Here is a 19849-nt window from a genome sequence, read left to right as displayed (position 1 = left end):
CGCGCGGGCCTTGGAAAGGGCACGCAGCTCAATAGAAGCTTTGCGGGTCGATATCGATCGAAAGACGCAATGAGGGTGGCAATTTCAACGCACCCACCCACTGCGACAGAGCCGACTGAAGCGGCGTGCCCTTGGCGGCCTTTACCAATAGCCGCACCCGGTGCCGTCCCCGGATCCGTGAGATCGGCGCAGGTGCGGGCCCGTAAACCGCAGCACCCAGCGCATGTAGCGGCGCCGCATTGCGCGCCAAAGCGGTGCCGACGTCAAATGCCACCTGCGGATCGGGGTCCGAGATCACGACCCCCGCCATACGACCAAAGGGCGGCATTCCGGCCTCCCGGCGCTCTGCGGCTTCGGCGCCCCAAAACGCCTCTTCGTCGCCAGTCAGGATTGCGCGGATCACCGGATGCTCTGGCTGAAACGTTTGCAACAAGGCAGTGCCGCGCCGCGACGATCGCCCAGCGCGGCCCGCGACCTGCCGCATCAACTGAAACGTCCGCTCCGCCGCGCGCAGGTCTGATCCTTGCAGGCCCAAATCGGCGTCAATCACCCCCACAAGCGTGAGCAAAGGAAAGTTGTGCCCTTTGGCCACCAACTGCGTGCCAATGATCAAATCTGCACCACCGCTTGCGATTTCTTCGATCTGCGCCTTTAGCGCACGGGCAGAACTGAACAAGTCCGAGCTAAGCACCGCGAGACGCGCATCGGGAAACAACTCGGCGGCTTCTTCTGCCATACGCTCAACACCCGGACCAACCGGGGCCAGCCGATCCTCAGCCTCGCACGAGGGGCAAGCTGTGGGGATTGGTGTGCTTTCCCCGCACTGGTGGCACATCAGCCGCTTGAGAAACCGGTGCTCAACCATCCGCGCATCGCACTGAGTGCAGGCCACTTGCTGCCCGCACGCACGGCACAATGTGACCGGTGCGTATCCCCGGCGGTTGAGAAAAATCAGCGCCTGTTCACCCGCATCAAGCCGCGCTTGGATTGCGCTTTGCAGCGTGGGCGACACCCAGCGCCCACCAGGCAAATCCTCACTGCGCATATCAATCGCGCGCATTTCGGGCATGACGGCATCCCCGAACCGGGACGTCAGATCGAGCCGCGTGTATTTGCCAGCCTCCGCGTTCGCCCAGCTTTCGAGCGAGGGTGTGGCCGAGGCCAGAACCACCTGCGCACTGCATAAAGACGCGCGCAGAACCGCCATATCGCGGGCGTTATAAAGGACACCGTCCTCTTGCTTGTAGGAGGTGTCGTGTTCTTCATCGACGACGATCAGCCCCAAATCCCGAAATGGCAGGAACAGCGCGGACCGCGCCCCTACGACAAATTGCGCCCCCCCCTCGCCCACCATCCGCCAACAGCGGCGGCGTTCGGTCATGGTCACGCCTGAGTGCCACTCAGCGGGTTTGGCCCCGAATCGTTCTTCAACCCGCGTTAGGAATTCAGCCGTCAGCGCGATCTCAGGCAGAAGCACCAGCGCCTGTCGCCCTTGAGCAAGGCAGGCGGCGACAGCCTCTAGGTACACTTCGGTTTTACCAGACCCCGTCACCCCCTTTAGCAGGGTCGTGCCATAGGTTCCGGACCGGGCAGCGACGGCCAGCGCCTCTGCGGCTTTGGCCTGATCCGGGGCCAACGCCTTGCTGGGCAAGCTTGGGTCAAGCGGGACATAGGCCGCGTCGCGTGGGGTGTCTTCTTCGCGCACGGCCCCTTGTTTCACGAGGCCTTTGATAACCGAAGACGTGACACCGGCGTGTTCCGCCAATTCGCTCAGCGTGAACGACAGCCCCCCATATTCCTCCAGAACGGCCAAAACCTTTTCACGTGGGGCGGTCATCCGATCCGGCGTGCGGTCACCAAGGCGATAGACCTTTTGCATGGAGACCGGGTTACTGAGGCCCGGCACGCGCGTGGCCAGCCGCAACATCGCGGGAAGCGAGGTCAACGTGTAGGTCGCCGCCTTTTCGATGAACGCACGCAATTCGGCGCGCATGGGTGCAGCCTCTAGCACACGGATCGCGGCGCGGACCTTGGCGATATCCCAATCCCCACGCCCCGGCCCCCAAACCACGCCCAGCACTTTGCGCGGCCCCAAGGGGACCTCAATGAACGCGCCCAGCCAGCAGCCGCCCTCTGGGGCTTTGTAGTCCAACACACGGTCCAGTGGCTGGGTCGTCAGCACGCCGATCAGCGCACCAGCGGGAAAAAAGTCATGCGTGTCCATCCCTTAGGCGCGGCGCAATGCGGCAGTGGCCACACCCATAGCCACCAGCGTTGCTCCACCCAACCGCGTCAACACCCGCAACACCGACGGGCGCGCGATTGCCACCCGCATCCGGTCCGCCAGGAGTGCGTACAAAAGCGCATTCAGGAACCCGACGGCCACAAAGGTCGTAATCAGGATGATAAATTGCGGCAGCAGCGGCGCTTCCGGGCGCATGAACTGCGGCACAAAGGCGATAAAGAACGCGATCGATTTGGGGTTAAGCGCAGTGACCGCCGCCGCGTGGGCAAAAATCTCGGCGGGCCGTGTGCTGCGGGGCGCCCCGACCGCGCCCGGCGTAGCCTCGGCCGCTGACATAAACAGTTTCACCCCCAAATAGACCAAATAGGCGGCCCCAATCCATTTTAGCACCGTGAACAGCGTGGCGGACGCAAGGACCAGCGCCCCAAGCCCCACCAGCGACGCAGTCATCGCCACCAAATCGCCCAATGCAACGCCCCCTGCCGAGGCCACTGCAACCTTGCGCCCTTGGCTTAACGCGTAGCTGACCACCAACAGCACCGTTGGACCCGGTATGATACACAGCACCGTCGAGGCCACAACAAACGCAAGCCAAAGATCGAGAGGCATAAGGTGGTCCTTTCGCAAAACCGGGGGTGTATCTCAGCGCGTATTTCGCTAGGAGTGTGCCAAACATACCACCGCCCTTGAAAGAAGGAAGCGCGCCCATGAAATTCTTCGTAGATACCGCCGAAATTGACGCCATCGCTGAACTTAACGACCTTGGCATGGTCGACGGCGTCACCACCAACCCGTCCCTGATCATGAAATCAGGCCGCGACATCATCGAGGTCACGCGCGAAATCTGTGCCTTGGTCGAGGGCCCTGTCAGCGCCGAGGTCGTCGCGACCGAAGCCGAAGACATGATCAAAGAAGGCCTCAAGCTGGCCGAAATCGCCGAAAACATCGCGATCAAAGTGCCGCTGACATGGGATGGCCTCAAGGCGTGCAAAGTGTTCTCGGATGCGGGTCACATGGTCAACGTCACGCTCTGCTTCTCGGCCAACCAAGCGCTCTTGGCGGCAAAAGCCGGTGCCACGTTCATCTCGCCGTTCATCGGGCGTTTGGATGACATCAACATCGACGGCATGGAGCTGATCGAAGACATCCGCACGATCTATGACAACTTCGGCTTTGACACGCAGATTCTTGCGGCGTCCATCCGCTCGGCCAACCACATGAAGGACGCAGCCCTTGTGGGTGCCGATGTGGCCACTGCGCCACCCGCTGTGATCAAGTCGATGATCAAGCACCCCCTGACGGACGCGGGCCTTGCCGCATTCATGAAGGACTGGGAAAAGACTGGCCAGAAAATCGTCTGACATGCTATAACTGCTCTCAAATTCACGGCGAAAGACCGGAGAGCAGATGTCAGAGCAGGCCAGCGCCAACAAGGATTGGCGCACGATCGTATTGTCCGATCCCGATGTGATATTGGAAGACCGCGACGTGATGCGCGCCCTGATTGCTGCCAATGAGCGGCAATTGGGGGGCAACATCGTTGATATGCGCGGTCTTGCCATGGAGCGGCTGGAAACCCGGCTGGACCGGCTAGAAGACACCCACCGCAGTGTCATCGCCGCCGCCTATGAAAACCTAGCAGGCACCAATCAAGTTCACCGCGCGATCCTTAAACTGTTGGATCACGCAGAGTTTGAGCCGTTCCTGCAAAGCCTTGGCGGCGAAGTCATGGATATCTTGCGGGTAGATCGAATGCGCCTCGTGCTCGAAAGCGCTGAGGCACGCGACACGGCTGTTGCCCCCCCATCCGCCGTGTCAGATTTACTGAGCATCGTCGCCCCCGGCTTTATCGCGAATTACCTGACGGCGGGGCGGGATATGCCACAGCGGCAAGTCACCCTGCGGGACGTCGGCACGGCAAACACCTCTGTCTACGGCGAGGATGCGGAATACGTCCGCTCCGAAGCGCTGCTCAAGCTGGACCTTGGGCCGGGTCGACTGCCGGGCCTTTTGGCTATGGGCGCCGAGGACCCGAACCAGTTCCGCAGCAATCAAGGAACAGACCTGTTGTCTTTCTTTACTGGTGTGTTCGAACGAACGATGCGCCAGCATTTGGCATGAGCCTGTCGATCAGCCCCGCAGCGCGCGATGCACTTGCGGGCTGGCTCGACCACATTCGTGCCCTCGACAATGCCGCTGAAAACACCTTGCGGGCCTATCAAACAGATGTGCTCGACTTTCTATCGTTTATGACCGGGCACAAAGGGGCAGCTGACGGACTTGGCCCCCTGTTGCGGATCACCCAAAGCGACATGCGGGCATGGATGGCCCATGCGCGTGGACGCGGCGTTGCGGCCCGGTCGCTTGCGCGCGCTCTCTCGGCGGTAAAAACCTTCTACCGCTGGCTGGGTGAGCGTGAGGGCCATGAACCCACCGCCGTCTTGGCCACACGCGCGCCAAAGTTCCGCAAAAAACTGCCGCGCCCCCTATCGCCGGATGCGGCCAAGGCCATGCTCGACACCGTAGGAATCCAGAACACCACGCCATGGATCGCGGCGCGGGATATGGCTGTGGTCACACTATTGTATGGGTGCGGGCTACGCATATCCGAGGCCCTCAGCCTGACCGGTGCAAGCGTACCATTGCCCGACGTCCTGCGGATCAAAGGCAAGGGCGGCAAGGAGCGGATCGTACCAGTTCTGCCCATCGCGCGCGATGCGGTGAACGACTATGTCCGGAACTGCCCACATGACTTGGCCGCAGATACGCCGCTGTTTCGGGGCGCACGGGGTGGAGCACTCTCGGCGCGGGCGATATCGGGGGTCGTGGCCTCAGTGCGGATGCAGTTGGGCCTGCCCGCAACCGCCACCCCACACGCGCTGCGGCACAGCTTTGCCACCCACCTTCTAGAGGCAGGCGGTGACCTGCGCGCGATCCAAGAACTGCTTGGACATGCCTCGCTGAGTACGACACAGGCCTATACGGCGGTCGATACCGCGCGCCTGATGGAGGTGTATGCCAAAGCCCACCCCCACGGGCAGAGCAGCGCCTAGGAGCTACAGCCCAACATGCCAGCACCCTCACGCCATCGTGCGCAGAGGTGATGTGCATGGGGTTTGATTGCGTGATTGTCTGCAATGACACATTCAATCAAATCGTAAGGGACAGACTATGATTAGGACAATTATTGCCGCCAGCGCCGTGATCTGCATCGCAGGCACCGCACACGCCGCGGATACCTGCGTGATCAAGGGCGATCACTGGGATTTGGATGACGCAGGTGTGGCGGCTCTGTATAATTGCATGTCTGCGCGTATGGTCACGGGCTATACCAAGGGCGACGACCCCGTGGCGCCCGTTTACCGTGACTGGACCCAGACTGCCACGCGCGCCGCCGTCGCCGGGGCCCACGGTGAGCGGTTCTTACTGACATTCGCAAATGACATCGCGGCCCCCGAATACCTGAAATTCGCGTCAGAAGGCGTCGAAATCCCCGTGGGCGGCGTGTTGGCCAAGGAATCCATCAAAATCGGCAAAGAAGGCAAAGCCCGTATCGGTCCATTGTTCATCATGACGAAGGTCGGCCTAGATGACGCACCAGACACCGGCGGGTGGCTGTATTCGGGCGTGCAGCCCAACGGAAAGCCGCTGAAATTCAAACAAGCTTTCTGTCATGACTGCCACGTCGGCTGGGAAAGCCAAGACGCCCTTGCCTACCCACTCGAAGAGGTGCGCGTTTCAGCCACGCAGTAGACCCGGTTGCCATAGACAGGGCGCGGCGGATCGGTCATTAAGCCCCATGTCCGCAAAAAAAGACAAAGCCCGCGCCCTGTCAGTGCACCTTCTCACGGCCTCTGGGGCCGTTTTTGCTATGCTCGCGATGCTGCAAGCCGTCGAGGCCAATTGGTCGATGATGTTCTTATGGCTGCTGGTGGCATTGTTCGTGGACGGGATCGATGGGCCACTGGCGCGCCGCTATAACGTCACGCTGCATGCCGCGCGTTATGATGGGGTGCTGTTAGACCTGATCATCGACTACCTGACCTATGCGTTCATCCCTGCCTATGCGCTTTATGCGTCGGGCTTGGTGCCTGGATGGCTGGGTTGGGGCGTGCTGATCGTGATCCCCTTCGCGTCGGCGATGTACTTTGCCGACACACGCATGAAAACTGATGACAAAAGCTTTCTCGGCTTTCCGGGGTGTTGGAACATGGTGGCCCTGGTCAGCTTTGTACTGAGCCCGCCGGCATGGATGATCTTTGCCGTGACGGTCGCACTCGCTGTGGCGATGTTCATGCCGCTAAAGTTCGTGCACCCCACACGCACTGTGCGTTGGCGTTGGGTGACGCTTCCGATTGCGAATCTGTGGATGATTTTGGGGATTTGGGCCACTTGGGTGCGGTTTGATCTGCCCCAGACTGCGGCCTTGGTGTTCACTGCGGCCAGCATCTATCTGCTGTGCGCAGGCATGGCCCATCAAGTGTTGGCGCCCCGACCAACCGCTCATTTGGGTCAGCCGGGCGAGCGCGCCAAGTAACGTTTACTCAGGCCGCTTGCGAATGATGTTCGAGAACTTCTCAAACACAGCACCGCTTGCGGCAACCACGTGACCGTCGTTCAGCAAGTCTTGCTCAGCGCGGATTGGCTCAACGAGGCCACCGGCCTCCCGGACCAGCAACACACCGCCAGCGATATCCCAGATTTTGAGACCGCGTTCCCAGTAGCCGTCGTACCGGCCAGCCGCCACATACGCGAGGTCCAGCGAGGCGGCCCCCCAACGGCGCACACCGGCGCACACGGGCAAAAGCCGCCCAAGGTCCGACAACGCGGCGGGCAGGTATTTGCTGCCTGCGAAGGGCAGACCCGTCGCATAAACCGTTTCGATCATCTTGGTCCGCTGCGTCACCCGCAAACGCTGGCTGTCGTTGAGCCAAGCGCCTTGGCCTTTTTCAGCGTAAAACATTTCGTCCTTAGCGGGGTCATAGACCACGGCGGCAACGATCTGGCCTTTATGCTCTAGCGCGATAGATACGGCCCAGTGCGGCATCCCGTGCAGGTAGTTTGTCGTGCCATCGAGCGGATCCACGATCCAGCGGCGGGTGGGATCTTCACCCTCTTTCTCACCGCTTTCTTCACCCAGAAAACCGTAGGACGGGCGCGCTGCCATCAGCTCTTCTTCGATGATCTCTTCGGCCCGCTTATCCGCGCGGCTGACAAAGTCGCCTGCGCCCTTCATCGTCACGGTCAGGGCTTCGACTTCGCGAAAGTCCTTAACCAGCGATCGCCCGGCTTTGCGCGCGGCTTTGATCATCACATTGAGATTTGCGCTACCTTGCATGGGCTCGGTCCTTGGATCAGGGGGGTCAGGCGCGGGCTATAGACCGCTGAGAGCCTACGCTCAAGGCTTATCTCCGCGCTGCAATTTTACGGGCTCAGTTCGCATCAGGCGGATGACGTTGGCCATAAAGGGTTTGGCCGCATCCGTAGTGCGTACAGCGGCATAAAGACGTCGGGTCAGGCCACCTTGGGTCAGGGGGCGCGTGACGTAGTCCGAATTGTAGCGAACCTCGCGCACGACCCAGTCCGGCAGGACCGCAACACCCCGGTTAGAGGCGACCAGCAACAGGATCACAGCCGTGAGTTCCACCTGCCGAACGGCGCGCGGCTCAACCCCTGCGGGGCGCAGAAACTGGCTAAATACATCTAGACGCGGGCGTTCCACCGGATAGGTAATCAACAGTTCATCGCGCAGGTCTTCGGCCTCAATGAAGTCCTTTTTCGCTAACGGATGCTGGCTAGAGGCAACAAAGACTGGCTCATAGTCAAACAGCGGCTGAAATTCGACGCCGGGCAGGCTCTCGGGATCTGAGGAGACGACCAGATCGACTTCCTCCCGCTCAAGTGCGGGCAGTGCCTGAAACTGAAGGCCGGGACGGATATCCACGTCGATTTCCGGCCATGCGCGGCGGAATTCCTCCAGCACCGGGAAGAGCCATTCAAAACAGGCATGACATTCGATCGCGATGTGAAGGCGGCCGATCTTACCGGATTTGAGGGACCGAAATTCTTCCTGCAAGGCTTCAATCTCGGGCAAAACCCGCTCGGCCAAGCGCAACAGACGAATCCCCGCCGGGGACAGTTTCATCGGCTTGGAGCGTCGCACGAACAGCTCTAGCCCCGCCTGATCCTCAAGGCCCTTTACCTGATGGGACAGGGCAGATTGCGTGATGTTCAGGCGATCTGCGGCCGCAGAAAGCCCCCCGCAATCGTGGATCGCTTTGATCGTGCGGAGGTGTCGGAATTCAAGGTGCATGTGCGGCTCATGTAAATGATGAGTGTTATGAGTTTGATTCAACGGCACGCATATGCGAAGACGTGATGCGACACAAGAAGGACCAAAACCGTCATGCCCGCCCCGACCGTCTCATTCGAATTCTTCCCCCCCCAATCGCTGGAGGCGTCGTTCCGCCTGTGGGAAACGGTGCGCACATTGGCCCCGCTGGACCCGACGATGGTATCTGTGACCTATGGCGCAGGCGGCACGACACGGGCCCTGACCCACGAAGCAGTAGCCACGATCCACAAGCATTACGGCCTGCGAGTCGCCGCCCACTTGACATGCGTGGACGCCACACGGGCCGAGACGCTTGAGATCGCCGACCAATACGCCGCCGCTGGCGTAACAGACATTGTGGCGCTGCGCGGCGATCCACCCAAGGGCAGTGGTCAGTTTACGGCGCACCCCGAAGGATTTCGCCATTCCGTCGAATTGATTGAGGCGCTTTCCAGCACCGGCAAATTCAACCTCCGCGTCGGCGCCTACCCAGATCGCCATCCCGAAGCCCAGAACGACATGGCAGACATCTTTTGGCTCAAGGCCAAAATTGACGCCGGTGCGTGTGAGGCAATCACGCAGTTCTTTTTTGAGCCTGAGACATTCCTGCGGTTCCGCGACAAATGCGCAGACGCGGGGATTTCTGCCCCGATTATCCCCGGCATCCTTCCGATCGAAAACTGGGCTGGAACCAAGCGGTTCGCCACACGCTGCGGCACACCTGTACCAGCCGAGCTGGACGCCGCGTTTGAAACCGCAATTCGGGATGGACGTGAGGAACTGATGTCTTTGGCACATGCCACAGAACTGTGTTCAACTCTTATGGATGAAGGCGTTGATCACCTGCACTTCTACACCCTCAATAAGCCAGAGCTTACTCGGGATGTATGTGCAGCTTTGGGTGTGACGCCTGAGGTTAAACTTGAGGAAGTTGCGTAAGCTACAGCTTACGTAGAATCCACAAACCACACAAAGCATGCCATTTTGTGCGCATTGAGCATCAGCAATTGGAATAATCCCAATCCAATTGACACACCGCGGATTATCGGTCACGGATTTCGCTCTATTTTTCAAAAGAGGCGCTACCATGATCCCCGCAGTTCTGCCGACATATTCCCGGGCACCGCTGACCTTCGTCAAAGGCGAAGGTAGCTGGTTGATCGAGGCTGACGGCCGACGTTTCTTGGACATGGGAGCAGGCATCGCGGTGAATGTGCTGGGCCACGCCAACCCTGCCCTCGTGACGGCCTTGACCGATCAGGCAAGCGCGCTGTGGCACACATCAAACCTCTACCACATCCCGCAGCAACAAACGCTGGCTGAGCGGTTGGTTGAAGCGACCTTCGCCGACACAGTGTTCTTTACCAACTCAGGCACAGAATCCTGCGAGCTGGCGGTCAAAATGGTACGGAAATACTGGTCCGACAAAGGCCAGCCTGAGCGGCACAAGATCATCGCGTTTACTGGCTCATTCCATGGCCGCTCCTCTGCGGGCATTGCCGCCGCTGGCTCGGAAAAGATGACCGCCGGTTTTGGCCCGCTGCTGCCCGGTTTCATTCACTTGGCCGTCGGTGACCATGACGCACTTGAGGCCGCGATGCGGGCTCCCGATGTGGCTGGCGTCCTGATGGAGCCAGTGCAAGGCGAAGGCGGCATCATCCCGATCCCCGACGCCTGTCTCAAGGGCCTGCGCGATCTGTGCGACGAAACTGGCGTCTTGATGATGCTGGATGAAGTGCAATGCGGCATGGGGCGGACTGGCAAGCTGTTTGCGCATGAATGGGCCGGGGTCACGCCTGACATCATGATGGTGGCCAAGGGCATTGGTGGAGGCTTTCCACTAGGGGCTGTGTTGGCGACCGAAAACGCAGCTAGCGGCATGACAGCGGGTACCCACGGCTCGACCTACGGCGGTAACCCACTTGGGTGCGCGGTTGGCAATGCCGTGATGGAAACCGTGGCCGACGACGCGTTCTTGGCGGAGGTGAACCGCAAGGCCGCGCTCTTGCGTCAGGGGCTTGAGGCTTTGGTCGCAACCCACCCTTCTGTATTTGAGACCGTGCGCGGCGCGGGCCTTATGATCGGGCTGAAATGCGCGGTCTCGAACATGGATGTCGTCAACGCGGCCTATGCGGCTGAACTGATCGTCATTCCCGGCGGCGATAACGTGGTGCGCTTGTTGCCCGCGCTTAACCTGACGGACGCGGATATCTCCGAGGCATTGACCCGCCTAGAGGCCACCGCAACCGCCCTTAGCGCGGCCTGATCGCCGTACCATTGAAACATAGCGCGGGGTGTTGGGCACACAGGTCCCACCCCGCCGCCGATCCGAAGAACGCTTATGACCCATTTCATCGATATCAACAAAACCGACCCTGCCGACCTGCGGGCGATGCTTGACCAAGCTAGCGCAATGAAAACGGCGCGCGCGGGCCTGCCCAAGGGCACGCCAGATGCGGACCGTCCGCTGGAAAACCACATGGTCGCGCTGATCTTTGAGAAACCCTCGACCCGGACGCGCGTATCGTTTGATGTCGGCGTGCGCCAGATGGGCGGCGAAACCATGGTTCTGTCCGGCTCCGACATGCAGCTTGGGCATGGCGAAACTATCGCCGACACGGCCCGGGTCCTATCGCGCTATGTCGACATGATCATGATCCGCACCTTTGAAGAAGACACCCTGCTAGAGATGGCAGAGCACGCCACCGTGCCAGTTATCAACGGGCTGACGAACCGCACGCACCCTTGCCAAATTATGGCAGACATCCTGACATTTGAGGAACATCGCGGCCCCATCACGGGTAAGAAAGTGACGTGGTGCGGCGATGGGAACAACGTCTTCGCCTCGTTCGCTCATGCGGCGGGACAGTTCGGGTTTGATCTGACCTTCTCAGGACCCGCGACCCTGGATCCGGAGGCGGTTTTCTTGAACGAAGCCCGCGCCAAGGGTAGCAACATCGAGATTGAACGTGACCCATTCCGCGCCGTCGCCAACGCCGATCTGGTCGTGACGGATACGTGGGTTTCTATGCACGACAGCCAAACCGCGCGCGAACGCCGTCACAACCAACTACGCCCCTATCAGGTCAACGCCGAACTGATGCGTCATGCAAAGCCCGATAGTTTGTTCATGCACTGCCTGCCCGCGCACCGGGATGAGGAGGCCACGTCTGAGGTGATGGACGGACCGAATTCAGTCATCTTTGATGAGGCCGAAAACCGCCTGCACGCGCAAAAAGCCATCATGCGGTGGTGTCTTGGCCGCTGAAAACCGCGCTTTGGCCATGGCCTTTATGGTCGCGGCCACGGTTTTCATCGCAGCCACCACATTGCTAGCCAAGGCGCTGGGCACCGAAACGCTCGGCCCGCCTTTGCATCCGCTTCAGATTAGCCATGGTCGGTTCATTTTCGCGTGGCTCGCAATCACCAGCGTCGTGTTGATCCTGCGCCCGCAGCTGAGTGCAACGAACCTAAAACTCCACCTCGCGCGCACCAGTTGCGGCTGGCTGGGCGTGACGTTGATGTTTGCCGCTGTGGCCTCAATCCCGCTTCAGGATGCGACGGCGTTGAGCTTTTTGAACGTCGTGTTCTGCATGCTGCTTGCGATTCCGCTGTTGGGCGAACGTGTGGGGCCCGTCCGTTGGAGCGCGGCGCTTATTGCGCTGGTTGGCGCGGTCGTCTTGTTGCGCCCCGGGGCGGGTGCGTTACAGGTGGGCGCGTTTCTGGCGCTTGGGGCAGCCTTGATCATGGGGCTTGAGCTGATCTTCATCAAACGCCTCGCCGGGCGCGAAGGGCCGCTAACGATCCTGTTCATCAACAACACAATCGGCGTGGTGATTTCGTCGATCGCCGTCAGCTTTGTTTGGGCGCCCCCCACCGCGATGCAATGGGCAGCACTTGCAGGGTTAGGCGTGTTAATGGCCTGTGCGCAGGCTTGTTTCGTGAACGCGATGTCACGGGCTGACGCGAGCTTTATCACCCCGTTCAGCTATCTGACCTTGGTGTTCGCCGCTTTTTATGACGCAGCCCTCTTTGGCGTACGCCCAGACGCGACAAGCGTTCTGGGCGCCAGTATCATCATTGCTGGTGCCGCACTTCTTGCGTGGCGTGAGGCCCGAATTAAGCCTTCAGCCGGTAGCCCGTCCGGAACATCCACCAACCCAAAGAAGTAACCGCCGCCAGCGCCAAAAGGATCACGCCCAACCCCAACAGGGGCGAGCTGTCAGAGACCCCAAGCGTGGCAAAGCGCACACCGTCGATTAAGTAGAAGACCGGATTTGCGTGGCTAAGCGCCTGCATGAATGGCGGCAGGCTATCAAGGCTGTAGAACGTGCCTGACAAAAAGCTCAACGGCATCACGATGAAGTTGGTGATCGCGGCCATTTGATCGAACTTATTGGCGAAAACACCCGCAATAACCCCAAGGGCGCCCAAGAACGCCCCACCAAGAACAACATAAAAAAGCCCCAGAAGCGGATGCGCCACGCCGAGCCCAATCATCGGAAACAAAATGAGCGAAACGCTGACTGCAACAAGTGCACCCCGCAGGACACCACCAGCAAGGTAGCCAACCATCAACTCCCCCGCGGACAGAGGCGGCATCAGCGTATCAACGATGTTGCCCTGCACCTTTGAGATCACGATTGAAGACGAAACATTGGCAAAGCTGTTCTGAATAACCGTCATCATCAAAATGCCGGGTGCGAGGAAATGCACGAACGGCACGCCCATCACGTCGCCGCGACGCGTCCCGACCGCCAGAGAGAAAATCAAAAGGAAGAGGCCCGCCGTAATCAGCGGCGCCAAGAGCGTCTGCGTCCAAACAGCAAGGAACCGCCGCGTTTCACGCCAGCACAACGTATAAAGACCCAGCCAGTTGACCAATCCGAACCGACGGACGCCCAGATCACCAATCTCGTGTCTTGTCATTTGCCCTGTCCCTTGCCATATAACGTTCCCGGCGCTTGTAACCAGCCGTGCTCCAGTTACAATGGCGTAATCCTTGGGGCAACGGCCCCCAATTTGAGAGAGGCGCAATGTCCTGGACAGATGACCGCGTAGAACTGCTGAAAAAAATGTGGGGTGAAGGGCAAAGCGCCAGTCAGATCGCAAAAGAACTTGGCGGTGTGACCCGCAATGCGGTCATCGGCAAGGTGCACCGTCTTGGATTGTCTAACCGCAATCAGGGTACGGCTGCCAAACCAGCCGCCAAAGAAAAGGCGGCACCCGTAGCCAAGGCCGCACCGTCGAAGCCCGCTGCGGCTCCGCAGCCCGAGAAAAAGCCTGAGCCAAAGACCGAAGCGGCAGTGCCCGTGTCGGCGGACCGCCCTGCGAACGTTACGCATTTGCGCAAGCAAATCGTGCCTGCGGGTCAACCTTTGCCGCCGCAGCCCTCGGCCAATGAAATCAGCCCAGAGGCTCTTGCAAAGGTCAATGAGATCGAGAAGTCGGCCAAAAAGCTGGGCTTGATGGAACTGACAGAGCGGACCTGCAAATGGCCCATCGGTGACCCTGCAACGCCTGATTTCTGGTTCTGTGGGCTGCCTTCGCAACAGGGCAAACCCTATTGTGAGGCCCACGTTGGCGTGGCCTTCCAGCCGATGTCATCGCGGCGCGATCGTCGCCGCTAGGCTGATACAGTATTTGAATTGAAAAGGCGGGGCCACGCAAAGCGGCCCCGCCTTTTTCATTTGACCCCAGAGATCAGTTGCCGCCGAAAAGCCCGCCCAAGGCATCGCGGACTTTATCCTCAACCCGGTCTTTGACGGCATCTTCAATGCTTTGACCATCGGTGACGCCCTCGGGTGCAACGTCCAATTCCTCAGCCAGTTTTTGTTGCAGCGCGAAACGTGCGTTGTCCTCAATCGCGGCACCGTCGATGTTGAGCTGCTGAAGTGTCGCGGCCTCAAGGTCTGGCCGAATGCGCGGCGCGCTCCATGGCCCCGTGATCCGCAAAGGCACCGAAATCCCCGCGCCTTCGGCGTTTTGCAACAGCACGGGCACCACCGTTAGATCAAGGTTTTGCGCACCCATGTTGACTTGGCCCTGTGTCAGCGCCTCAAGCAAAGGAGCCGAGAGCGTCAGGTCGTCCGTGTTCAAAACACCTTGGGTCAACGAAAACTGGCCTGTGATCCCATCAAAAATCGTCCGCGCGCCTTCGCCCTGAAAATTCAGATCAAAGTTACGCATCATCCCAGCGAGGTCGAGGCCGAGGATCTCACCCCGGCCCACCGACACATTGCCTGATCCTTCTAGGCTGCTCATCAGAGCGGCCATCGACGTACCAACCCCAAGCACATTCACCGATACATCAGCCTGCCCTAGCAGCCGTTCAAAATCGAGAAACTCCGTCAAAAGCGGCTGGGTCTGCAGCCCAGAAAGGGTAAGGTTCACGCGCGATGACAAACCACCACGGCCATTGACGATAACCTCGCCAGTGATGCTGCCGCCATAGGCCCGAATAGGCGCGAGCGTGATCACCGCACGCGCGCGGTCCAACACAAGGCGCGCAGAAACGGCATCAAGGGTTGCATCCCCCAAGCCGATCGCCCCTGTCGTCAGTACGATTTCAGCGTCCGCAAGGCCGAGGGCGCTGACGTCTATGGGGGCGGTACTCCAACCGCTGCTCGTGGTGGGGGCCGCGCTCGGGCCAGCCTCACCGCCGGATTGAGCCGCCAGCGCGCTGAGGTCTAGGCCCGGGCTATCGAGGGTGGCCACGATTTTGGGGCGTTGTTCGCTAGGGAAAACATCCACGTCACCGCGGAGGCTGTTGCCATCAAGCCCAAGCGTCATATCCCGCAAATGCAGTGAGCCTTCGGTTGCCAAGGTCAGGCCTGTTTGTAGGGTTATCTGGTCGCGCCCAAAGCCGCTCGGCAGGTCGGGGGCCGCTTGCCCAATGGCTGCAAAAAGCGTCGCCCGTTCAGTGCTTTGGGCGGTCAACTGCACCTCAAATCCCAAGGGCGACATCCCAAAGCTGCCTGTGACAGAGGCCGTCGTGCCGCCCACCGCAACCTGCGCCTCGATGGGTGTAAGATCGCCGCTCAACAAGCCCGCCATGCCATCTAGTGCGCCATCAAAAGTCACGGCGGCTCCGTTATAGAGAGCGGAGCCTGACGCCTCTGCCCGGCCCTGTAAACTGGGCAGGGTCATGGTCAAATCGAGCGCCTCCACGCGGTGCAGCGCATCCGCTTGCGCATCTATAAACGCAACCGTGCCATTGATGATCCGCGCCTCTGCGAGGGAAATTTCTGGCAGCGTCGTACTGCTGCCGCCTGTAGTGGTCGCGCCAGAGGGTGAGGTGGTCCTGGGCGCAACGTCCCAGTTCACGCGACCATCAGCGGCCCGTTCCAGCAAGACGACGGGATCAACCAATTCCAAGCGATCCACAGAGACTGCACCACCCAAAAGATCCATTAACCCAACACTAACATCCAGCCGTGCTGCGGCCAGCATCGGGCCTTGCGCAGACCAATCCGCGTTGGCCATCGCAACATCCTCGATCCGAACCCCAAGGCTGGGAAAGACCGCGGGCCGCACTGATCCGTTAATCGTAAGCGCCCGGCCCGTGGCTTGTTCGAATTGATCTGTGGCCAGTCGGGCGATCCGCTCGGTGGGCACAATAAACAAAGCCCCGACTGCCAATGCGACCAAGGCCAAAACGCCAATCGCCAGTCTTTTGATCCACCGCATGGGTCGCTCCTGATTTACCTAAACGTAAGCCTACCAGAGCTGCACGCCCAATCAATGGCGCTGCACGGCTAAGCGCGAGCGACCTGCTCAACAAAACGTGTGCGCGCCGCCGGAAACGCACGTCCGCCCAGCGATGGTGCAAGGTGCTGGGTCAGGAAATGCCCTGTCAAGGTCAGTGCCGCACGTGCGCCGTCTAAGGTTATCGGGCCGCCCAATAGGCACTCTGGCAAGGGCAGCAAACGGTCGGCCCATTCGCCCGCACCCATCCTACTGACCGCGCGGCCCGTGCGTGGCGACACATAGGCCAAATCATTCGCGCCGCCCCCGTTGGCGCATGCGCTCAAATCCAGCGCAAAGCCGGTTTCTTCCAACAGGCGAAGCTCCCAGAAAATGTACGCGCTGAGCCAGCCTTTCCCACTGTGGATCGCGTCCGCCAGGGCTTCGGTCTCGGCTTGAAAGTTGGGCAAACTCTCCCGCTCCGGCAGGCAAAAGGCAGATGTGGCGCAAAGGCTCGACAGGGCCGATAATCGCAATGGGTCGTTCAGAACCGCCGCCATCCGAGACCGGATGGGTTCCGCAGTGAAACTGCCCATATGGCTTTCGAGACGCGCGCGCCACGCGACATCCAACTGTGCGCCCGGCTGCAGAATGGGGGCCAGCTTGCGCGAGGTGCCCCCCCGGATCACGCCCAAATGACGCCCGTGCCCACGGGTAAAAACCTCTGCTATGACAGAGTTTTCTCCGTGGGGTCGAACCGCCAGAAGCATTCCCTGATCACGCCAATCCATGCCGTAAAGTTAGGCGTTCAAATGTGGCGTGTCCAACAGATGTCGCCCCTGCCGATCCTCAACCTCTAGGACCCACAGGTCTGGATCAAACCCGCGCTGCCGCGACAGCGCGGCGTCGCAGGCCGCCTCTGGGCCTCTGGTCAGTTCCACCCACTGCCGTTCGCCTGTCATTAAGTCAAAGCTGCGCTGATATACGCAGGCGTTTCCGTCTAGGGTGTTAACCTTGACGAAAACCGCGCCCGCCTGCGCATGGCCTTTTGCCACGACGAAGCAGGGAATATCCAACATCTCTAGATGCTTGCGGTAGGCAGACACCCAAAAATCGGAGGTCAGTCGGGTCAAGAATTACCGTCCTTGAAATCAAGGCCCATCTCGGAATACCGCTCAGATTCTTCCAGCCAGTTGGGCCGGACTTTGACCTGTAGGAACAGGTGAACACGGCGGCCAAGGAATTCTTCTAGCTCTTGGCGGGCGGATTGGCTGACGCCTTTGATCGTCTCGCCTTTGTTGCCCAAAACGATGCCTTTGTGACCATCGCGGATCACATAGATCAACTGGTCGATCCGGGCAGAGCCGTCTTTGCGCTCTTCCCAATTGGTCGTCTCAACGGTCAACTGGTAGGGCAGTTCTTGATGAAGCCGCAGGGTCAGTTTCTCGCGCGTCATCTCTGCCGCGATCATCCGCATCGGCAGGTCGGCGATCTGATCTTCGGGGTACAGCCAAGGACCATCCGGTAGATTTTCAGCCAGCCACCCGCGCAACGTATCGACACCATGCCCCTTCTCGGCCGAGATCATAAACGTCTCAACGAACGGGTAACGGGCGTTTAGCTTTTCAGTCAGGCCCAACAGGACCTCAGACTTCACGCGGTCAATCTTGTTAAGCGCAAGTGCCACTTTTTGGTTCGGCGAAATACGCTCCTCAAGAGCCTCGATGATCGCCTCAACACCTTCGGTGAGGCCCCTGTGCGCCTCAACCAACAGCACGACGATTTCGGCATCCGCGGCACCACCCCACGCGGCGGCAACCATGGCACGGTCCAACCGACGACGCGGGCGGAACAGGCCGGGCGTGTCCACAAACACAAGCTGGCTTTGCCCCTCCATCGCGACGCCGCGAATACGTGCGCGCGTGGTCTGGACTTTGTGCGTCACGATGGACACTTTCGCCCCCACCATACGGTTCAGCAGCGTGGATTTGCCGGCGTTCGGCTCCCCGATGAGGGCGATAAACCCGGCTTTTGTGTCAGCCATCATTCTTCTCCATCTGCGCGAAAAGCGCTTTGGCGGCGGCCTGCTCAGCGTGGCGTTTGCTGCCCGCCGATGCCTGCGCGCGCGCACCATTGTCCAATTGAGCCTCAATCAGGAAAACCGGCGCGTGGTCGGGTCCAGAGCGTTTGAGCAAGGCATATGTCGGCGGCTGCAAGCGACGCGCCTGTGCCCATTCCTGCAACGCGGTCTTGGGGTCGCGCGCGTCTTCTTCGACCTGTGCGACCCGGTCACCCCACAGACGCAGGACCAAAGCATGTGCTGCCTCAAACCCGCCATCCAAATAGACAGCAGCGATCAAAGCCTCCATCCCGTCACCAAGCAGCGCGTCCTTGCGGCGACCACCAGTCACCATCTCGGATTTACCAAGCTTTAGCACGGCACCCAGATCGATTTGACGGGCGACGGCAGCGCATGTTTCTTTGCGGACAAGGGCGTTGTAGCGCGGGGCCAATTGGCCCTCGGACGCGGCTTTGTCTTCGGCCATCAGCGCCTCGGCCATCACGAGGCCCAGCACCCGATCACCCAGAAACTCAAGCCGTTGATTGTCCGGGCGCGACGCACTGGAAATCGAGGAATGCGTCATCGCGCGCACCAACAAATCAGGGCGTGCAAAGACGTGCCCGATCCGGGTCTGAAACGCCGTCAGTTCGGCACTCAACTTCACTCGATCGCCTTGTAAAAACGGTCGCCGCGCCACGTCCAGAAATAGATCATCCGGTCGCCAGCAGACGAGAACATCACCCGGTCCGCACGGCCGATCAGGTACTCAAACGGGACCATCCCAACACCGCCCTGCGCCTGCGTAAAGCGGCTGTCTTGCGAGTTGTCACGGTTATCACCCATGAAGAAATAGTTACCCTCGGGCACGACAAAGGCAGGCGTGTTATCACCGCGGCCTGTCAACGTATCGAGGACAGAATGCGTCGCCCCCCCGGGCAGAGTTTCGATAAAGCGGTTCTTCTCGCACTGGCCGCCCAATCCCACAGGTTCATTCGCGCAGCGTGGCAAATGACCGGCGGAGCCTTGGCGTTCAAACGTCTCAACAAAAGGAGCGACGGGATCGAGCTTTACGGCGGTGTCGTTGATATAAAGCACGCCGCCCTGCATCTGCACCTTATCGCCGGGCATCCCCACGACCCGCTTGATGAAATCCGCACCGTTCACGGGATGGCGGAACACGATCACATCTCCGCGCTCAGGCTCTGATCCGAGGATGCGGCCCGAAAAGGGGCACATCGAGAACGGGCAGGAATGACGCGAATAGCCATAGGCCATCTTGTTCACAAACAGGAAATCACCGATCAGCAACGTATCCTTCATGGAGCCAGACGGGATCCAGAAAGGCTGAAAAAACAGTGTTCTAAAGACCCCAGCAATGAGCAGCGCCCAAAAAACCGTTCTGAGCGTCTCACCGATGCCCTCTTTTTTTGCCGTGCTTGCCATAGGGCCTCTTTCCCGTGCTAACTCAAGCCACCGTCCTGCCTTGGGGTCTGTCCAGAGTCAACCGCGCGCAGAGCCACGT

21 protein-coding genes are annotated in these 19849 nt (G+C 60.1%); 10 read left to right on the top strand and 11 right to left on the bottom strand.

The window, feature by feature from the left end:
- Nucleotides 1-28 precede the first annotated feature (28 nt).
- Together THS5294_RS02370 and THS5294_RS02365 are read right to left on the bottom strand one after the other, a co-directional pair.
- Nucleotides 29-2224, bottom strand: a complete 2196-nt coding sequence (locus THS5294_RS02370; protein ID WP_058122488.1) for a primosomal protein N' — start codon at nt 2222-2224, stop codon at nt 29-31.
- Between the two features lie 3 nt (nt 2225-2227).
- Entirely contained in the window at nt 2228-2854 is a 627-nt protein-coding gene (locus tag THS5294_RS02365; protein WP_058122487.1) for a LysE family translocator, read from the bottom strand.
- Nucleotides 2855-2952: 98 nt separating this feature from the next.
- Here THS5294_RS02365 and fsa point away from each other — a divergent pair, with 98 nt between their 5' ends.
- From fsa to THS5294_RS02340, 5 genes are all read left to right on the top strand, one after another.
- Nucleotides 2953-3606 (top strand): fructose-6-phosphate aldolase, encoded by a 654-nt coding sequence (fsa, locus tag THS5294_RS02360; RefSeq protein ID WP_038007841.1) that lies wholly within the window; start codon nt 2953-2955, stop codon nt 3604-3606.
- A gap of 46 nt (nt 3607-3652) precedes the next feature.
- Entirely contained in the window at nt 3653-4366 is a 714-nt protein-coding gene (locus THS5294_RS02355; protein WP_058122486.1) for a DUF484 family protein, read from the top strand.
- A complete protein-coding gene (locus THS5294_RS02350) occupies nt 4363-5298 on the top strand; it encodes a tyrosine recombinase XerC (RefSeq protein WP_058122485.1) in 936 nt (311 codons plus the stop codon). Before THS5294_RS02355 ends, THS5294_RS02350 begins: the two co-directional genes overlap by 4 nt.
- A gap of 118 nt (nt 5299-5416) precedes the next feature.
- The gene (locus tag THS5294_RS02345; protein ID WP_058122484.1) at nt 5417-5998 is read left to right on the top strand and encodes a cytochrome P460 family protein; all 582 of its coding nucleotides are present in this window, start codon (nt 5417-5419) and stop codon (nt 5996-5998) included.
- Between the two features lie 46 nt (nt 5999-6044).
- Nucleotides 6045-6782 (top strand): CDP-alcohol phosphatidyltransferase family protein, encoded by a 738-nt coding sequence (locus THS5294_RS02340; RefSeq protein WP_038007833.1) that lies wholly within the window; start codon nt 6045-6047, stop codon nt 6780-6782.
- A 3-nt stretch (nt 6783-6785) separates the two neighbouring features.
- Here the strand turns inward: THS5294_RS02340 and THS5294_RS02335 are convergent, their stop codons facing one another.
- Complete coding sequence (locus THS5294_RS02335) at nt 6786-7583, bottom strand: inositol monophosphatase family protein (protein WP_038007832.1); 798 nt, start codon at nt 7581-7583, stop codon at nt 6786-6788.
- A 60-nt stretch (nt 7584-7643) separates the two neighbouring features.
- Nucleotides 7644-8558, bottom strand: a complete 915-nt coding sequence (locus THS5294_RS02330; protein WP_058122483.1) for a LysR family transcriptional regulator — start codon at nt 8556-8558, stop codon at nt 7644-7646.
- A gap of 93 nt (nt 8559-8651) precedes the next feature.
- On the opposite strand from THS5294_RS02330, the gene metF reads away from it, so the two are divergent.
- The 4 genes from metF (at nt 8652) to THS5294_RS02310 (ending at nt 12751) form a co-directional block, all read left to right on the top strand.
- Nucleotides 8652-9518, top strand: coding sequence for a methylenetetrahydrofolate reductase [NAD(P)H] (metF, locus tag THS5294_RS02325; RefSeq protein ID WP_038007830.1), 867 nt, complete (start codon nt 8652-8654; stop codon nt 9516-9518).
- A gap of 148 nt (nt 9519-9666) precedes the next feature.
- Entirely contained in the window at nt 9667-10845 is a 1179-nt protein-coding gene (locus tag THS5294_RS02320; RefSeq protein WP_058122482.1) for an aspartate aminotransferase family protein, read from the top strand.
- Between the two features lie 75 nt (nt 10846-10920).
- Nucleotides 10921-11847 (top strand): ornithine carbamoyltransferase, encoded by a 927-nt coding sequence (gene argF, locus THS5294_RS02315; protein ID WP_058122481.1) that lies wholly within the window; start codon nt 10921-10923, stop codon nt 11845-11847.
- Nucleotides 11848-11863: 16 nt separating this feature from the next.
- Nucleotides 11864-12751: a DMT family transporter gene (locus THS5294_RS02310; RefSeq protein WP_233486392.1), complete on the top strand. Its 888-nt coding sequence runs from the start codon at nt 11864-11866 to the stop codon at nt 12749-12751.
- Here the strand turns inward: THS5294_RS02310 and THS5294_RS02305 are convergent.
- Nucleotides 12699-13508, bottom strand: coding sequence for an ABC transporter permease (locus tag THS5294_RS02305; RefSeq protein ID WP_058122479.1), 810 nt, complete (start codon nt 13506-13508; stop codon nt 12699-12701). The two genes, THS5294_RS02310 and THS5294_RS02305, sit on opposite strands and share 53 nt — an antisense overlap.
- Before the next feature lie 107 nt (nt 13509-13615).
- Here THS5294_RS02305 and THS5294_RS02300 point away from each other — a divergent pair, with 107 nt between their 5' ends.
- Entirely contained in the window at nt 13616-14209 is a 594-nt protein-coding gene (locus THS5294_RS02300) for a GcrA family cell cycle regulator (protein WP_058122478.1), read from the top strand.
- Nucleotides 14210-14282: 73 nt separating this feature from the next.
- On the opposite strand, the gene THS5294_RS02295 is transcribed toward THS5294_RS02300, so the two are convergent.
- The 6 genes from THS5294_RS02295 to lepB form a co-directional block, all read right to left on the bottom strand.
- On the bottom strand, nt 14283-16268 hold the full coding sequence (locus THS5294_RS02295; RefSeq protein WP_058122477.1) for an AsmA family protein: 1986 nt from the start codon (nt 16266-16268) through the stop codon (nt 14283-14285).
- A 68-nt stretch (nt 16269-16336) separates the two neighbouring features.
- Complete coding sequence (gene recO, locus THS5294_RS02290) at nt 16337-17056, bottom strand: DNA repair protein RecO (protein WP_058122476.1); 720 nt, start codon at nt 17054-17056, stop codon at nt 16337-16339.
- Between the two features lie 9 nt (nt 17057-17065).
- The gene (locus THS5294_RS02285; RefSeq protein ID WP_058122475.1) at nt 17066-17398 is read right to left on the bottom strand and encodes a DUF1491 family protein; all 333 of its coding nucleotides are present in this window, start codon (nt 17396-17398) and stop codon (nt 17066-17068) included.
- Complete coding sequence (gene era / locus THS5294_RS02280; protein ID WP_038007817.1) at nt 17395-18309, bottom strand: GTPase Era; 915 nt, start codon at nt 18307-18309, stop codon at nt 17395-17397. The genes THS5294_RS02285 and era overlap by 4 nt, the downstream gene beginning before the upstream one ends.
- Nucleotides 18302-18991 (bottom strand): ribonuclease III, encoded by a 690-nt coding sequence (gene rnc / locus THS5294_RS02275; protein WP_058122474.1) that lies wholly within the window; start codon nt 18989-18991, stop codon nt 18302-18304. Before rnc ends, era begins: the two co-directional genes overlap by 8 nt.
- Nucleotides 18988-19770 carry a signal peptidase I gene (gene lepB / locus THS5294_RS02270; protein ID WP_058122473.1) on the bottom strand — a complete coding sequence of 261 codons (783 nt, stop codon included), beginning with the start codon at nt 19768-19770 and terminating at the stop codon, nt 18988-18990. Before lepB ends, rnc begins: the two co-directional genes overlap by 4 nt.
- Nucleotides 19771-19849 lie beyond the last annotated feature (79 nt).

Source organism: Thalassobacter stenotrophicus (assembly GCF_001458315.1).
In the GTDB taxonomy this organism is placed as follows: domain Bacteria; phylum Pseudomonadota; class Alphaproteobacteria; order Rhodobacterales; family Rhodobacteraceae; genus Thalassobacter; species Thalassobacter stenotrophicus.
This window is presented reverse-complemented; position numbering and strand designations above follow the sequence as displayed.

Excerpts from the sequence above, each read along its gene's own strand:
- THS5294_RS02370 (WP_058122488.1), bottom strand. The coding sequence starts at position 2,224 with ATGGACACGCATGACTTTTTTCCCGCTGGTGCGCTGATCGGCGTGCTG.
- THS5294_RS02365 (WP_058122487.1), bottom strand. The coding sequence starts at position 2,854 with ATGCCTCTCGATCTTTGGCTTGCGTTTGTTGTGGCCTCGACGGTGCTG.
- fsa (WP_038007841.1), top strand. The coding sequence starts at position 2,953 with ATGAAATTCTTCGTAGATACCGCCGAAATTGACGCCATCGCTGAACTT.
- THS5294_RS02355 (WP_058122486.1), top strand. The coding sequence starts at position 3,653 with ATGTCAGAGCAGGCCAGCGCCAACAAGGATTGGCGCACGATCGTATTG.
- THS5294_RS02350 (WP_058122485.1), top strand. The coding sequence starts at position 4,363 with ATGAGCCTGTCGATCAGCCCCGCAGCGCGCGATGCACTTGCGGGCTGG.
- THS5294_RS02345 (WP_058122484.1), top strand. The coding sequence starts at position 5,417 with ATGATTAGGACAATTATTGCCGCCAGCGCCGTGATCTGCATCGCAGGC.
- THS5294_RS02340 (WP_038007833.1), top strand. The coding sequence starts at position 6,045 with ATGTCCGCAAAAAAAGACAAAGCCCGCGCCCTGTCAGTGCACCTTCTC.
- THS5294_RS02335 (WP_038007832.1), bottom strand. The coding sequence starts at position 7,583 with ATGCAAGGTAGCGCAAATCTCAATGTGATGATCAAAGCCGCGCGCAAA.
- THS5294_RS02330 (WP_058122483.1), bottom strand. The coding sequence starts at position 8,558 with ATGCACCTTGAATTCCGACACCTCCGCACGATCAAAGCGATCCACGAT.
- metF (WP_038007830.1), top strand. The coding sequence starts at position 8,652 with ATGCCCGCCCCGACCGTCTCATTCGAATTCTTCCCCCCCCAATCGCTG.
- THS5294_RS02320 (WP_058122482.1), top strand. The coding sequence starts at position 9,667 with ATGATCCCCGCAGTTCTGCCGACATATTCCCGGGCACCGCTGACCTTC.
- argF (WP_058122481.1), top strand. The coding sequence starts at position 10,921 with ATGACCCATTTCATCGATATCAACAAAACCGACCCTGCCGACCTGCGG.
- THS5294_RS02310 (WP_233486392.1), top strand. The coding sequence starts at position 11,864 with ATGGCCTTTATGGTCGCGGCCACGGTTTTCATCGCAGCCACCACATTG.
- THS5294_RS02305 (WP_058122479.1), bottom strand. The coding sequence starts at position 13,508 with ATGACAAGACACGAGATTGGTGATCTGGGCGTCCGTCGGTTCGGATTG.
- THS5294_RS02300 (WP_058122478.1), top strand. The coding sequence starts at position 13,616 with ATGTCCTGGACAGATGACCGCGTAGAACTGCTGAAAAAAATGTGGGGT.
- THS5294_RS02295 (WP_058122477.1), bottom strand. The coding sequence starts at position 16,268 with ATGCGGTGGATCAAAAGACTGGCGATTGGCGTTTTGGCCTTGGTCGCA.
- recO (WP_058122476.1), bottom strand. The coding sequence starts at position 17,056 with ATGGATTGGCGTGATCAGGGAATGCTTCTGGCGGTTCGACCCCACGGA.
- era (WP_038007817.1), bottom strand. The coding sequence starts at position 18,309 with ATGGCTGACACAAAAGCCGGGTTTATCGCCCTCATCGGGGAGCCGAAC.
- lepB (WP_058122473.1), bottom strand. The coding sequence starts at position 19,770 with ATGGCAAGCACGGCAAAAAAAGAGGGCATCGGTGAGACGCTCAGAACG.